General features: G+C 64.1%; 11 protein-coding genes. 8 read left to right on the forward strand and 3 right to left on the reverse strand.

The window, feature by feature from the left end:
- Positions 1 to 77 precede the first annotated feature (77 nt).
- The 7 genes from rseP to ACSBOB_RS18090 all read left to right on the forward strand — a co-directional run bounded on the left by rseP (position 78) and on the right by ACSBOB_RS18090 (position 8,272).
- A complete protein-coding gene (gene rseP / locus ACSBOB_RS18060) occupies positions 78 to 1,217 on the forward strand; it encodes an RIP metalloprotease RseP (protein ID WP_442577484.1) in 1,140 nt (379 codons plus the stop codon).
- Positions 1,218 to 1,437: 220 nt separating this feature from the next.
- A complete protein-coding gene (bamA, locus tag ACSBOB_RS18065; RefSeq protein WP_442577485.1) occupies positions 1,438 to 3,822 on the forward strand; it encodes an outer membrane protein assembly factor BamA in 2,385 nt (794 codons plus the stop codon).
- A gap of 46 nt (positions 3,823 to 3,868) precedes the next feature.
- A complete protein-coding gene (gene lpxD / locus ACSBOB_RS18070) occupies positions 3,869 to 4,924 on the forward strand; it encodes a UDP-3-O-(3-hydroxymyristoyl)glucosamine N-acyltransferase (protein WP_442577486.1) in 1,056 nt (351 codons plus the stop codon).
- Entirely contained in the window at positions 4,917 to 5,384 is a 468-nt protein-coding gene (fabZ, locus tag ACSBOB_RS18075) for a 3-hydroxyacyl-ACP dehydratase FabZ (protein ID WP_442577487.1), read from the forward strand. The genes lpxD and fabZ overlap by 8 nt, the downstream gene beginning before the upstream one ends.
- Positions 5,385 to 5,395: 11 nt before the next feature.
- On the forward strand, positions 5,396 to 6,229 hold the full coding sequence (lpxA, locus tag ACSBOB_RS18080; RefSeq protein WP_442583761.1) for an acyl-ACP--UDP-N-acetylglucosamine O-acyltransferase: 834 nt from the start codon (positions 5,396 to 5,398) through the stop codon (positions 6,227 to 6,229).
- Positions 6,204 to 7,103, forward strand: coding sequence for an LpxI family protein (locus ACSBOB_RS18085; RefSeq protein WP_442577488.1), 900 nt, complete (start codon positions 6,204 to 6,206; stop codon positions 7,101 to 7,103). Before lpxA ends, ACSBOB_RS18085 begins: the two co-directional genes overlap by 26 nt.
- The gene (locus ACSBOB_RS18090) at positions 7,100 to 8,272 is read left to right on the forward strand and encodes a lipid-A-disaccharide synthase (protein ID WP_442577489.1); all 1,173 of its coding nucleotides are present in this window, start codon (positions 7,100 to 7,102) and stop codon (positions 8,270 to 8,272) included. The genes ACSBOB_RS18085 and ACSBOB_RS18090 overlap by 4 nt, the downstream gene beginning before the upstream one ends.
- 43 nt (positions 8,273 to 8,315) lie before the next feature.
- Here the strand turns inward: ACSBOB_RS18090 and gltA are convergent, their stop codons facing one another.
- Together gltA and gltX are read right to left on the reverse strand one after the other, a co-directional pair.
- Positions 8,316 to 9,605, reverse strand: a complete 1,290-nt coding sequence (gene gltA, locus ACSBOB_RS18095; RefSeq protein ID WP_442577490.1) for a citrate synthase — start codon at positions 9,603 to 9,605, stop codon at positions 8,316 to 8,318.
- 180 nt (positions 9,606 to 9,785) lie between these two features.
- Complete coding sequence (gene gltX / locus ACSBOB_RS18100) at positions 9,786 to 11,210, reverse strand: glutamate--tRNA ligase (protein WP_442577491.1); 1,425 nt, start codon at positions 11,208 to 11,210, stop codon at positions 9,786 to 9,788.
- Between the two features lie 156 nt (positions 11,211 to 11,366).
- On the opposite strand from gltX, the gene ACSBOB_RS18105 reads away from it, so the two are divergent.
- Positions 11,367 to 13,940, forward strand: coding sequence for a ComEC/Rec2 family competence protein (locus ACSBOB_RS18105; protein WP_442577492.1), 2,574 nt, complete (start codon positions 11,367 to 11,369; stop codon positions 13,938 to 13,940).
- On the opposite strand, the gene lexA is transcribed toward ACSBOB_RS18105, so the two are convergent.
- Positions 13,934 to 14,644 (reverse strand): transcriptional repressor LexA, encoded by a 711-nt coding sequence (lexA, locus tag ACSBOB_RS18110; protein ID WP_442577493.1) that lies wholly within the window; start codon positions 14,642 to 14,644, stop codon positions 13,934 to 13,936. The two genes, ACSBOB_RS18105 and lexA, sit on opposite strands and share 7 nt — an antisense overlap.
- Positions 14,645 to 14,794: the final 150 nt, after the last annotated feature.

The following is a 14,794-nucleotide window of genomic DNA, read 5'->3' on the forward strand; positions in this document are numbered from 1 at the left end:
GTGGAAAAGCCTTCGATTCGCCGCCATCGCGCCCTAGCGCTGCAGACGCGACCGTTTCGTCGTAACGAGGATATGAATTGAACGAGATTCTGTCGGCCGTCTTTGGCACGCAAGGGTTCATCCTCGGCACCATCGTGCCGTTCCTTTTCGTGCTCACCGTGGTCGTGTTCGTGCACGAGATGGGGCACTACCTCGTCGGCCGCTGGTGCGGCATCGGCGTGCAGGCGTTCTCGATCGGCTTCGGCCCCGAACTAGTCGGCTTCAACGACCGCCGCGGCACGCGCTGGAAGCTCTGCGCCATCCCGCTCGGCGGTTATGTCAAATTCGTCGGCGACATGAGCGTCACCAGCACGCCCGACCCGGACGTCGAGAAGAGCCTGTCGCCGGAACAGCGCAAGATCGCGTTCCACACCCAGCCCGTCTGGAAGCGCGCGCTCACGGTGTTCGCGGGGCCTGCGTTCAATTTCCTGCTGACGATCGCCGTCTTCACGGTTCTGTTTGCCGCCTACGGCCGCTATGTCGTCGAGCCGATGGTTGCCGAGGTCAGGGCCGACAGTCCGGCCCAAAAGGCCGGCTTCATGCCGGGCGACCGCTTCGTTTCCGTGGACGGCACGCCGGTCACCACCTTCGCCGATGTGCAAAGGCTGGTTTCCGGCCGGGCAGGCGATTCCATCACCTTCACGATCCTGCGCGATGGCGCGGAGATGACGCTGACCGCGACGCCCGAACTGCTGGAGCAAAAGGACGCGCTGGGCAACGCCGTGAAGATCGGTGCGATCGGCGTGGTCAACAACGAGGAGTTCGGACAGCCGCGGCATATTGCCTACAGTCCGGGCGGCGCGTTGCTGGAAGCGGTGGATGAAACCGGCCACATCATCGTTCGCACCGGTCAATTTTTAAAACGATTTGTCGTTGGCCGTGAGGACAAATGCCAGCTTGGCGGACCGATCCGCATCGCGGAGATGGCGGGGAAGGCGGCCAAGGCGGGCTTCGAATGGTTGGTGCAGCTCGTTGCGCTTCTCTCGGTGGGAATCGGCATCCTGAACCTCCTGCCGATTCCCCCGCTGGACGGCGGGCATCTCGCCTTCTACGCTTACGAGGCCGTGTTCCGCCGCCCGGCGTCCGAACGGATGATGGAGGCGGTGTACCGGACGGGAATGTTCATCGTGCTCGGCTTCATGGTGTTCGTGTTCTGGAACGACCTGTTCGGGTGCTGATTTCACAACGGAATGTGACTTATGCCGCAGGACGTTACAGCATCATTTACCATGACGACCAAATGGCGTGACACCAATGTCACGCCGGGCTGCGAAGTAAACGGCGGTTAACCAGAAGCCTTGCGTATAGGGAAAATCCGGTTAATACCGTAAGTGAAAATGTCCGCGACGTCCGGTTTTCTCGCCGTGGGGACTACGAGAAAAAGGTAATTTGAGCCCAATGAAGGCAGTATCGAAGTTTCTGGGCGCCGCGTCGGCGATAGCCCTTTCAGCGGCGATAGCCGCTCCAAGCGCCGTCGTCGTGCAGTTGGCGACGATCTCGGCTGCCGAGGCGGCCGTCGTCAGCAGCATCGAGGTGCGCGGCAATCAGCGCGTCGAGGCGGATACGATCCGCAGCCAGACCGGCATCGTGCCCGGCAGGTCCTTCTCCAGCGGCGACATCGACGAGGCGGTGAAGCGCCTGTTCGCGACGGGCCTGTTCTCAGATGTTCGCATCAACCAGGTCGGGTCGACCCTCGTCGTCGAGGTGTCGGAATACCGGATCGTCAATCAGGTCCTTTTCCAGGGCAACAAGAAGATCAAGGACGCGCCGCTTGCCGGCGCGGTCCAGTTGAAGCCGCGCGGCACGTTCTCGGATGCAACGCTGGAGGCTGATGCCCAGGCAGTCCGTGATGCCTATCGCCGTGTCGGTCGCGATGATGCGACGGTCACCACCCAGGTCATCGACCTCGGCGACAACCGCGTCAACGTGGTCTTCAACATCCAGGAAGGCGATCGCACCAAGATCGCCGCCATCAATTTTGTCGGCAACAATGCCTTCGGCGACCGCCGCCTGTCCGACGTCATCGCCACCAAGCGCTCGAACTTCCTGTCGTTCCTGATGCGCGACGACATCTATGACGAGGAGCGCCTTCGCGCCGACGAGGAGTTGCTGCGCAGGTTCTACTACAATCGCGGCTATGCGGATTTCCGCGTCGTGTCTGCCTATGGCGAACTCGACGAGGCGTCGAACCAGTATACGATCACCATCACGGTGGAGGAGGGTGACCGCTACACCTTCGGCGACGTTACCGTCGACAGCACCATTGCGGATGTGAACACCGAGCAGCTTCAGTCGGTGATCGAGACGCACGCCGGCGACGTCTACAATGCGAAGAACGTCGAGGACACGATCATCGCGCTGACCGAAAGGGTTGCCGGCCAAGGGTACGCCTTCGCCCAGGTGACGCCGCGCGGCGACCGCAACTTCGAGAATCACACGATCTCGGTGACCTACGCCATCGACCAGGGTCCGCGTACCTATGTCGAGCGCATCGAGATTCGGGGCAATGCGCGCACCCGCGACTACGTCATCCGCCGCGAGTTCGATATCAGCGAGGGCGACGCCTTCAACCAGGTTCTCATCCAGCGCACGAAGCGGCGGCTGGAAGCGCTCAATTTCTTCGAGCGCGTCGATGTTTCCACCGCGCCCGGCTCGGAGCCGGATCAGGTCATCCTGGTCGTCGATGTGGTCGAGAAGTCGACGGGCGAACTGTCGATCGGCGCCGGGTACACGACGGGCGGCGATTCTCCCGGGCCGTCCATCGAAGGTTCGATCACGGAACGGAATTTCCTTGGCCGCGGCCAGTTCATTCGTTTCGCAGCGGGCGTCGGAGAGAAGTCGCGCGACTTCACCTTCTCCTTCACCGAGCCCTATTTCCTTGGGCGCCGTATTGCGGCCGGTTTCGACATTTTCCGGAACACGCGCAACTATGACAACTACGACACCGAGACGACCGGTGCGACCGTCCGCTTCGGCTTGCCCATCACCCAGGCGTTGAGCACGCTGACGGCTTATACTTTCCAGCAGGAGAAGTACGAGCTCGATGACAATTGCGAGCCGGACGCCGGCCCGCCCGTGGACAATAACCCATGCGGTATATCGAACGCGATCATTCAGGGCGCGGAGGATAGCCCCTGGAACAAATCGTCTGTCTCGCAGTCGTTGATCTATAACACCATTGACGACATGAAGAGCCCGCATTCCGGTATCTACGCCACTGCGGTGGCGGAGTTTGCGGGTCTCGGCGGCGACGCCAAATATGTGAAGTTCACCACTCGGGCTTCGTATTACAAGACGCTGTCGGAAGAATACGACATCGTTGGCATGGCGCTGGCCGGCGGCGGCTACATCGCCGGCTACGGGAGCGAATCGAACCTGCGCATCTTCGATCAGTTCCAGAGCAACGATCGCATGATCCGCGGCTTCGAGTATAACGGCATCGGCCCATACGACCCGACGACCAGTGACAAGGACCATCTCGGCGGCACGACGTATTTCAACGCCACGCTTGAAGCGCAGTTCCCGGTTCCGGTGATTCCTGAGAGCTTCGGCTTGCGTGGCGCGGTCTTTGCCGATGCGGCGACACTTTACGGCAACAGCATTTCCAGCAGCGTCGTATCGGAAGTCGCTGGCGCCGGAATGGATTGGCGTGCTTCGGTCGGCGCCAGCTTGATCTGGGCCTCGCCTTTCGGTCCGCTGCGTGTCGACTATGCCTTCCCCGTGGTCAAGGAAGAGAACGACCAGGTGCAGAACTTCAATTTCGGCATCTCGACGCGCTGGTAAGTGAAATGATCGTTCCGGGCGTGAGCGTCCGGATCTGAAGGCCTGCATGTCCGTTACCGAATTCTTCGTGCCGGCGCGGCGCTACTCGGCGGCTGAGATTGCGGTCCTTACGGGCGCCGAGATCAGGACCGCCGATCTCGCCAATGTCCAGATTGAATCCGTCGCCGCCGCATCTGCGGGCGGCGATGGGGCGTTGGTGTTTGTCGAGGGCAAGCGCAACGCGGCCCTGATGGACGGCCTGTCCGCAACCGCCGTGCTTTGTACGCCCGATGTCGCGGACCGGGTTCCAGCCGGCATCGCCGTTCTGGTCAGCCCCCGCCCGCAATATGCATTCGCCATGGTTGGCCGGCTGCTTTATCCCGACGCCGCTTCGCCCGGGACGATGACCGGTGAGACCGGCGTTTCGTCCGGCGCCCATGTCGACCACTCCGCCCGGCTGGAGGACGGCGTGGTGGTGGAGGCCGGTGCGGTCGTGGCCGGCGATGTCGAGATCGGCGCCGGCACCATCGTCGCTCCGAACGCAGTGATCGGCAAAGGCTGCAAGATCGGCCGCAACTCCTATGTCGGTCCTAATGCCGTCGTCCAGTACGCACTGATCGGCGACCGCGTGGTCATCCATGCGGGAGCCAAGATCGGGCAGGACGGTTTCGGCTTTGCGTTCGGAAAGTCCGGCCCGGAGCGGATTCCGCAGATCGGCCGCGTCATCATCCAGGACAATGTCGAGGTCGGCGCCAACTCGGCCATCGATCGCGGCGCGCTCGGCGACACGGTGATCGGCGAGAACACCAAGATCGACAACCTCGTTCAGATCGCCCACAACGTCCGCGTAGGCCGCAATTGCGTGATCGCCGGACTGTCAGGCGTATCCGGTTCGGTCACCATCGGCGACAACGTCATGGTGGCGGGCGGGGTGGGCATCGCCGATCATCTGACGATCGGCAGCGGCGCGCAGCTTGCGGCGCGCAGCGGCTTCATGCATGACGTCCCGGCGCGCGAGATCTGGGCCGGCTACCCGGCAAAGCCGATAGGCCAGGCGATGCGCGAGGTGGCGACGCTGACGAGGCTCGCGAAGTCCAAGGCGAGGAAAGAGGACAATGGCTGACGCTGCTCCCACGACCATGGAAGCGATCGACATCATCGGCGTCATGAAGCTTCTGCCGCATCGCTATCCCTTCCTCCTCGTCGACAGGATCGTCGACATCGACGGCGACAGCTCGGCGACCGGCATCAAGAACGTCACCATCAACGAGCCGCATTTCCAGGGCCATTTTCCCGGCCAGCCGGTGATGCCGGGCGTTCTCATCGTCGAGGCAATGGCGCAGACGGCGGGCGCCATCTGCATCCGCAACCGCGGCTCGGACACGCCGGCGATCGTCTATTTTATGACCATCGACAATGCGAAGTTCCGCAGGCCGGTCGTGCCGGGAGACCGGCTCGAGATTCGTGTGAAGAAACTGAAGCAGCGCGGCACCATCTGGCGTTTCGCCTGTGAAGCGCTGGTCGACGGCGCGAAGGCGGCGGAAGCAGAAATCTCCGCCATGATCGCGAACTCGCCCTCGTGAACCGGAAGACTATGCAGAACGACACCTTCATCCATCCGCTGGCGATCGTCGAACCGGGCGCCAGCATCGGCGCCGGCGCGCATATCGGGCCTTTCTGTCATGTCGGAGCGGAGGTGGTGCTCGGCGAGCGCACGCGGCTGATCAGCCATGTCGTCATCGCCGGCGCGACGACGATCGGCAGCGACTGCACCGTCCACCCGCAGGCCGTTCTCGGCGGCCCGCCGCAGAGCACCGGCCACAAGGGTGGACGCACGACGCTGACGATCGGCGACAAATGCATCATCCGCGAATTCGTCAGCATCAACACCGGCACCGATTTCGGCCGCGGCGCCACGACGATCGGCAACAACGGGCATTTCCTCGCCTACGTCCACATCGCCCATGACTGCGCGATCGGCAACAACGTGACGATGACCAACGGGGCGACGCTGGCCGGCCATATCGAAGTCGGCGACTTCGTCGGCATCGGCGGACTGAGCGCCATTCACCAGTTCACGCGGATCGGCCACAACGCCTTCATCGCCGGCGGCTCGATGATTCTTGGCGATGTGATTCCCTACGCGATGGTCGGCGGCAACCGGGCTACGCTACGCGGCATGAACGTGGTCGGCATGAAGCGATCCGGCGTCCCAAAGGCCGAAATCCTGCATCTGCGGCAGGCCTACAAGACGCTGTTCGACCGCTCGCACCCGCTTGCCGAGAACATCGAGATTGCCCGCGAGAAGTTTGCCGGCTCGCTTTATGCGATGAAGGTCGTCGATTTCATGCTGGCGCGCGGCAAAAGGCAATTCACTCTTCCGCCGCTGAAAGGGGCGGCCGATGACGACGCCGACGACCAGGACTAGCCGGCCGCGGGTCGAGCTTGGTCCGGCCGACAAGGTCGCAATCGTCGCCGGCAGTGGGAGACTGCCCGTCAATATAGCCGAGAGCCTGGCCCTGCACGGGCATCCGCCGCTGGTGTTGCGGGTGCGTGGAGAGGCTGACAACGGGCACGCTTTCGCCTCCTTCGAAACCGATGAACTCAGCCTCGGCGAATTTGCCGAGATGGTGCCGCGCCTGAAGCGCCGTGGCGTGACCCACATCGTTCTGGCGGGCGGCATAAGCCGGCGGCCCACCTGGCGCGAGATCCGCATCAGTTTCGCGCTGCTCCGTCACCTTGCAAAGGCGATGGCGGCGCTCGCGCGCGGCGATGACGGTTTGTTGCGTATCCTTGTGAAGGGCATTGAGAGCGAAGGTTTTCGCGTCGTCGGCGCGCAGGAGATCGTGCCGGACCTGCTGGCGATCGAGGGTCCGATGACGCGCGCAAAACCGCTCAAATCCGACACAGCCGATCTCGACGCCGCCTATGCGGCTGCGCGGGCGATCGGCGCGCTCGACATCGGCCAGGGAACAGTGTCGATCGGCGGTCGGGTGATCGCCGTCGAGGGTGTCGAGGGCACGGATGGCATGCTGCAGCGCGTGCGGGATCTGCGCGGACACGGCCGCCTGGCCGGCAAGGCCCGCGGCGTCCTGGTGAAATGCGCCAAGCCGGGGCAGGAACTGCGCGCCGACCTTCCGTCGATCGGGCCCCTGACAGTAGAGGCCGCCCACGCGGCGGGCCTGGCCGGCATCGGCGTCGAGGCCGGCCGCTCGCTTGTGCTCGACAGCGCCGAGCTGGTGGCGCGCGCCGATGCGCTCGGCCTGTTCGTGGTCGGCCTGCCGCAAGGCGGCCCGGCATGAGCGCAGCGCGCCCGCTGAAGATCGGGGTGATCGCCGGGGAGGAATCCGGCGACCTTCTCGGCCATGACTTGATCGAAGCGCTGCGCCGCGTTTCCGGCCGCGACGTCGAACTGGTAGGCACCGGCGGCCGGCATATGGAATCGCTTGGCCTGCGTTCGCTGTTCGATGCTTCCGAGATCGCGCTGATGGGGGTAGGGGCCATCCTGCGCGATCTGCCGCGACTGATCCGCCGTATCGGCCAGACGGCGCGGGCTGTTGTCGCCGCGCGGCCGGACTGCCTCGTCACCATCGACAGTCCGGAGTTTTCCCTGCGCGTCGCTCGCAAGGTCCGGGCGCTGGATCCGTCGATCCCGATCGTCCACTATGTCTGTCCCTCGGTCTGGGCATGGCGGCCAGGCCGGGCGCCGGCGATGCGGCCGCATGTCGATCACATCCTCTGCCTGCTACCCTTCGAGCCGGCGGAACTTGACCGGCTGGCCGGGCCGCCCGGAACCTTCGTCGGCCACAGGCTGACCACCGATCCGGGCATTGCCGTTGCCGCACGCATGCAGAAGCAGCGGCAGGTTTCGCCGACGGGCGAGCCGCGCAACCTGCTCGTCCTGCCGGGTTCGCGGCGCAGTGAGGTCAACGCACTGCTGGCGCCGTTCGGCGAGACGCTGGCAAAGCTTCGGGAGCGCGGACACAGGCTGAATGTCTCGCTGCCCACCGTGCCGCATGTGGCGGAGATCGTGCGCAAGGCCACGTCCGACTGGCCGGACAAGGCGGAGATTATCCTCGACCCCGTGCGCAAGTGGCGCGCCTTCGGCGAGGCCGACGCGGCGCTGATCGCTTCGGGAACGGTGTCTCTGGAACTGGCGCTCGCCGGCGTGCCGTTCGTGTCCTGCTACAAGGTCGACGCGGTCGGACGGCTGTTCCAGTATCTCGTCACGGTATGGTCCGCCTTGCTGCCGAACATCATCGCGGACCGCGCCATCGTGCCGGAATTCTACAATTTCTACGTCCGCCCCGAACACCTTGCGCGCGATCTGGAAGCGCTGTTCGCCGACACGCCGATGCGCGCCTGGCAGAAGGACGGGTTCGCAGAGGTGGCGCGGCGGATGCGCACCGAGAGGCCGTCCGGCGAACTCGCCGCTGAGGTGGTGATGAAGGCAGTAGGCAGTAGGCAGTAGGCAGTATTGTTTCTTCTACTGCCCACTGCCTATTCCCGACTGCCTATCTCTTCGCTATCGGCGCAAAATCGCGAACCGTCGGGCCTGTGTAGAGCTGGCGCGGCCGTCCGATCTTCTGGTGCGGATCCTCGATCATCTCCTTCCACTGCGCGATCCAGCCGACAGTGCGCGCGACGGCGAACAGCACGGTGAACATTGTGGTGGGGAAGCCGAGAGCCTTCAGCGTGATTCCCGAATAGAAGTCGACGTTCGGGTAGAGCTTCTTCTCGATGAAATAATCGTCGGTCAGCGCGATCCGCTCGAGCTCGATCGCGATGTCGAGCAGCGGATCGTCCTTGATGCCGAGCTCGCCCAGCACTTCATGCGCGGTCTTCTGCATGATCTTGGCGCGCGGATCGTAGTTCTTGTAAACGCGGTGGCCAAAGCCCATCAGCCGGAACGGATCGTCCTTGTCCTTCGAGCGGGCGATGTATTCCGGGATACGGTCGACGGTGCCGATCTCCCCCAGCATGTTCAGCGCCGCCTCGTTGGCGCCGCCATGCGCCGGCCCCCACAGGCAGGCGATGCCGGCGGCGATGCAGGCAAAGGGGTTGGCGCCTGACGAGCCAGCGAGGCGAACGGTCGAAGTCGAGGCGTTCTGCTCGTGGTCGGCATGCAGGATGAAGATGCGCTCCATGGCGCGGGCGAGGACCGGGTTCACCTTGTATTCCTCACACGGCACCGCGAAGCACATGTGCAGGAAGTTGGCGGCGAAGTTCAGCTCGTTCTTCGGATAGATGAAGGGCTGGCCGATATGGTACTTGTAGGCCATGGCGGCGATCGTCGGCATCTTGGCGATGAGCCGGATCGAGGCGACCATGCGCTGGTGCGGGTCCGAGATATCGGTCGAGTCGTGGTAGAAGGCCGACAGCGCGCCGACCACGCCGCACATCACCGCCATCGGATGCGCGTCCCGGCGGAAGCCGGTGAAGAAGCGAGACATCTGCTCGTGCACCATGGTGTGGCGGGTCACCCGATAATCGAAGTCGTCCTTTTGCGACTTGGTCGGCAGTTCGCCATAAAGAAGCAGGTAGCAGACTTCGAGGAAGTCGCTGTGCTCGGCCAACTGGTCGATCGGATAACCGCGATGCAGCAGCACACCTTCGTCGCCGTCGATGAAGGTGATCTCGGATTCGCAGCTCGCGGTGGAGGTGAAGCCGGGATCGTAGGTGAAGGCGCCCGTGTCCTTGTAGAGCGCCGCGATGTCGATCACATCCGGCCCGACGGTGCCCGATCGAACCTGCAGCTCGTGCGATTTGCCGTTGAATTCCAGTCTCGCTGTGGATTCGCTCATACGGATACCCCTTTGCTGTGAACCCGGGATAGCGGCGAAGGAACGCCGCCAGACGGAAGAGAAGCCGAAAAGAGCATGACGTTCCTGCTCCCGGCCCGGTTCCGAGAATAGTCTGACTTGGCCGCAATGTTGCATCGCAACAGGACGGTTACAATGGCCGTTGATGAGAACGGCGACATGCTAATCGATTTGATCTCCAATACGTGCGAGGCTTTCCTCGCGGCCCAATACGGCCAAGACGTCGAACACGCCGGGCGAAGTGCTGCGCCCGGTCAGCGCCGCGCGCAGAGGCTGCGCGACGGCGCCGAGCTTGTGGCCGTGAGCGGTCGCGAAGTCGCGGATCGCGGCTTCCGTCGTCTGCGCCGTCCATTCGCCGCCGACATCCTTCAACGCCGCCAGTGCGCCCGCAAGCAGGGTCCGCGGGCGCTCGCCAAGCAGCGCTGCGGCCTTGTCGTCGATCGCCAGCGGCCGCGCCGCGAAGAGATAGGATGCGCTGTCGGCGAGTTCGGCCAGCGTCTTCGCGCGCTCCTTCAGCCCCGGCATCGCGGCTGCGAGCATCGACTTCTGGGCGTCTTTCAGACCGGCGGCCAGTGAGCCCGACGCCGAAAGATGGGGCAGCGTGTCGACAAGGATATCGGTGAGTTCGCCGGCGTCCATACGGCGCATGTAGATGCCGTTCAACGCCTCCAGCTTCTGGAAGTCGAAGCGCGCCGCGCCACGGTTGACATCCTCGATCTCGAACCAGCGGATCATGTCTTCCATCGCCATGACTTCGTCGTCGCCATGGCTCCAGCCGAGGCGGGCGAGGTAGTTCAGAAGTGCTGCCGGCAGATAACCCATCGACCGGTAGGCCTCGACGCCGAGCGCGCCGTGCCGCTTCGACAGTTTTGCTCCGTCGGCGCCATGAATCAGCGGGATATGCGCCATGACAGGTACTTCCCAGCCCATGGCATCGTAGATGACCTGCTGGCGCGCGGCATTGGTCAGGTGGTCGTCGCCACGGATGATGTGGGTGACGCCCATGTCGTGATCGTCGACGACGACGGCATGCATGTAGGTCGGGTTGCCGTCGGAGCGCAGGATGATGAAATCGTCGAGGTCCTTGTTGGGGAAGCGCACGTCGCCCTGCACGCGGTCGTGTACGATCGTCTCGCCTTGGCTCGGCGCCTTGATTCGAATGGCTCCCTTGACACCAGCCGGCGCCTCGGACGGGTCGCGGTCGCGCCAACTGCCGTCATAGCGGGGCGGGCGACCCTCGGAACGTGCCTTCTCGCGCATGGCGTCGAGTTCGGCGGGGGTCTCGTAGGCATGATACGCCTTGCCAATGCGCACCAAGTCCTCGGCCACCTCGCGGTGGCGCGGTGCGCGCTCGAACTGCGAAATCGGTTCGCCGTCCCACTTCAGGCCGAGCCATGCCAGACCGTCGAGGATCGCAGCCGTCGCCGCATCGGTCGAGCGTTCACGGTCGGTGTCCTCGATGCGAAGCAGCATCCGGCCGCCGGTATGCCTGGCATAGAGCCAGTTGAACAGCGCGGTGCGCGCGCCACCGATATGGAGATAGCCGGTAGGCGAGGGAGCGAAACGTGTGACGACGGGGCGGGACATCGAGATTTCCGAAGAGAGGCCCGCCCTGCGCGTTCGCGCTGACGGTGCATGGAAAATTGCTGGCGTTCATGTAGCATAGAAGGTCGGGCGCGCAAGGCCGCAGACGCGGCTTGGCGCAATGCGCCATGAAGCCCTGGCGCGGGCTGGATGAAGGCCATGTCGGAGGTGTCCGCGGGCGACCTGGACGAGCGGTTCCTGTTCCGGAAAACGGACATGGAGACCGCCGCCCACCTTGTCGCTTCGCCATCCCGCGAACTTGTCGTCATCCCCCGGCGCCAGACCCGGCTGGAACAATGGTGGCGCAGCGGAGCACACTTGCCGCCCGTGCCGGTCATGGCCTCCCGGGCGGCCGTTGCCTTGCGAAACGCGACCGCGCTGGAAGTGGAACGCGGCACGTTGTTCCTGCTGGTGCCGGTGTTTCTCGCAGCCGGCGCCTTCCTGTATTTCAGCCTTCCGGCCGAGCCGGCTTTCGTGACTCTTGCAACCGGCGTCCTGACTACCCTGGGCACGGCGGTGCTTCTGCGGCGCCATACGGCAGGGCAACTGGCGGCGCTGGCGGTCATGCTCACGCTCTGCGGCGCATTGCTAGCCAAGGGCGAAACCTGGCGGGCCGGCACCAGCATACTCGGCGGCGACATATCGACCCGTATCACCGGCCGTGTCGTCGCCATCGAGCCGCTTTCCAATGGCCGTGCCCGGTTGACCATCGACCTGATGTCGACCGAGCGCCCGAAACTGCGATATGCACCCGAACGTATCCGCGCCACCGCGCGCCACGCGCCGGCGGGCGTGGCGGCGGGGTCGATCATCAACGGCCTCGTCCGGCTGCGTCCGCCCTCCGGGCCGGTGCGTCCCGACAGCTACGATTTCTCGTTCGAGAGCTATTTCGACGGCATCGGCGCCAGCGGCTATTTCATGAAAGGCCCGGACATCGTCGCTGAACCCGGTACTGGTTTCTCCGCTTCGGTCGGCACCTTCATCGAGAATGCCCGCAACACAATCGCCGCGAGGATCCGGCAAAGGATCGGCGGGGCCGAAGGCGAGATTGCCGCCGCATTGGTGGTCGGCGTGCGCGCGGGCATTCCAAACGACGTCAGCGAGGCGCTGCGGCGCACCGGCCTCTATCACATCATCTCGATCTCCGGCCTGCATATGGCGCTGGTCGCCGGCGTGGTGATCGCGGCGCTGAGGGCGGGCTTCGCGCTTTTCCCCGGCGTTTCGTCGCGCCGGCCGGTCCGCAAATATGCGGCGTTGGCCGGCCTTGTCGCGATTGCCGCCTATCTTGCGATCTCCGGCGGCGAGGTCGCGGCGCAGCGCAGTTTCCTCATGCTGGCCGTCATGCTGATCGCGCTGGTGTTCGACCGGGCGGCGCTGACCATGCGCAACCTGGCCATCTCGGCCATCATCGTGCTGGCGATCACCCCGCACGAGGCGATCGGTCCAAGTTTCCAGATGTCCTTCGCGGCGACGGCCGCCCTTGTCGGCGCCTACGCATTCTGGACGCAACGGCGCACCGGGTCCGGACCTTTCCACCACCCGAAACGAGGATGGGTTTCGATCGCGGCGCGGCATGTCGGCGCGTTGGTCGTCGGGCTGCTCCTGACGTCGCTGGTCGCCGGCCTCGCCACGGCTGCCTTCGGCGCCTATCATTTCCAGCGGATCGCGCCGCTGAGCCTCGCCGCAAATCTCGCCGCGATGCCGATCGTGTCGCTGCTGGTCGTGCCTTTTGCAGTGCTTGCGGCAGTCGCCATGCCATTCGGCCTCGACGGGCCGTTCCTGGACGTGATGGGCAAGGGCATCACGGCGATGATCGTTGTGGCGGAATGGTTTTCGGCGCGTTCGCCGATCGACGCGGTTGGCCTGATATCGGGAAAGTCCGTGGTGCTGCTGACCATCGCGCTGATCGTGGCGACAGTGGCGACGACGTGGCTGCGGTTTCTCGCGCTGCCGTTCGCGCTTGCCGGCCTGCTGACGCTCGGCGCGACGCGCACCCCCGACGTGCTGATATCGGAGGACGGGCGGCTGGTGGGCTATCGCACCAGCGAGAGCCTGATGGCCGTCAACAGGCCACGGCCCAACGCCTTCACAGCCGAGAACTGGAAAAGAACGCTGCAGGCCTATGGAATTCACAAGCCGACCAGGGATGTCGGTCCCGATCCGCCAGCGCCTTCCGCAGGCGTCAAGACGGCGAAGGCCGTCTACAAGAAAAGCAATGCAGGCAGGGACGAGGGCAATGGCCCTTCGCCCGGTGGGTCCTTATCGTCAAGGCGGATAGCCTTGGTTCAAAACCCCTATGCCGGGAATCTAACCGTTGCGTCATTCGAGGATGCAACAGACGGGGGCGCGGACGATTCATCGAGCGCCTTCCTGTGCGACGACGTCACCTGCGTCGCATGGCATCCGTCAGGCATCGCCATCATCCACACATCCGATCCGGAAGAAGCGCGGATCGCCTGTTCTTTTGCCGGCGTCATAATCCTCGACAACGCGACCGTGCCGCTGAAATGTGCCAACCCTGCCGTTGCCGTGGTCACCAAACGCGACCTCGCCCGGCATGGCAGCGCGGCGGTCCACCTGCCGTCCAGCGACGGGCAACCCGGTGAAGTTCGTTTCGCCATCCGCTCGCCGGACCGCCCATGGCACAGACACAGAATATTCTCGCGCGAGGCTCGCGGGCTTCCGCCCTACCAAGGCAAGGCGCGCCCGCAGGCGCCGCCGGAAAATCAGTAGCGGCGGATCAGCCCGACCAGTTTTCCCTGAACGCGAACGCGGTCCGGACCGTAGATGCGGGTCTCATAGGCCGGGTTAGCAGCTTCGAGCGCGATCGAAGCGCCCTTCCTGCGAAAACGCTTCAGCGTTGCTTCCTGGTCGTCGACCAGCGCCACGACGATCTCGCCGGGCATGGCTGTATTGGCGTTGCGGATGATCACCGTATCGCCGTCGAGGATACCGGCTTCGATCATCGAATCGCCCCTGACCTCCAGCGCATAATGGTCGCCGCCGGACAGCATTTCCGGTGGAACCGATATGGAATGCGTCCGATGCTGGATCGCATCGATCGGCACGCCGGCCGCGATGCGGCCCATGACGGGGATCGATATCCCGGAACCCGAATCGTCATTGCCGGCGACGCGGGACGGTTCCGCCGGGCGCTTGCCAAGGCTGCCCTCGATCACGCTCGGCGAGAATTTTCTCGCCGCATTGAGGCCGGGCGCGATCGAGTCCGGCAACCGAAGCACTTCCAGCGCCCGCGCCCGGTTCGGCAGCCGGCGAATGAAGCCGCGTTCCTCCAGCGCCGTGATCAGCCGATGGATTCCGGATTTCGACGCCAGATCAAGGGCTTCTTTCATCTCGTCGAAGGAGGGAGGAATGCCGGACTCCTTCAATCTCTCGTGGATGAATAGCAAGAGTTCGTGTTGCTTGCGCGTCAGCATCTTGGCCCCGTCAAGAATCACACCAAAAACAAAACCAGAACAAAACACTATCTGTTCCAGTTGTGTTCCGCAACCGTTAAATATCGGGTTAAGACGGGGGCAACCATGATGCGGAAATCAAGAATCTGCGATGGCAAATCGCGTCCAGGT

Source organism: Mesorhizobium sp. KACC 23794 (assembly GCF_052180275.1).
In the GTDB taxonomy this organism is placed as follows: domain Bacteria; phylum Pseudomonadota; class Alphaproteobacteria; order Rhizobiales; family Rhizobiaceae; genus Kumtagia.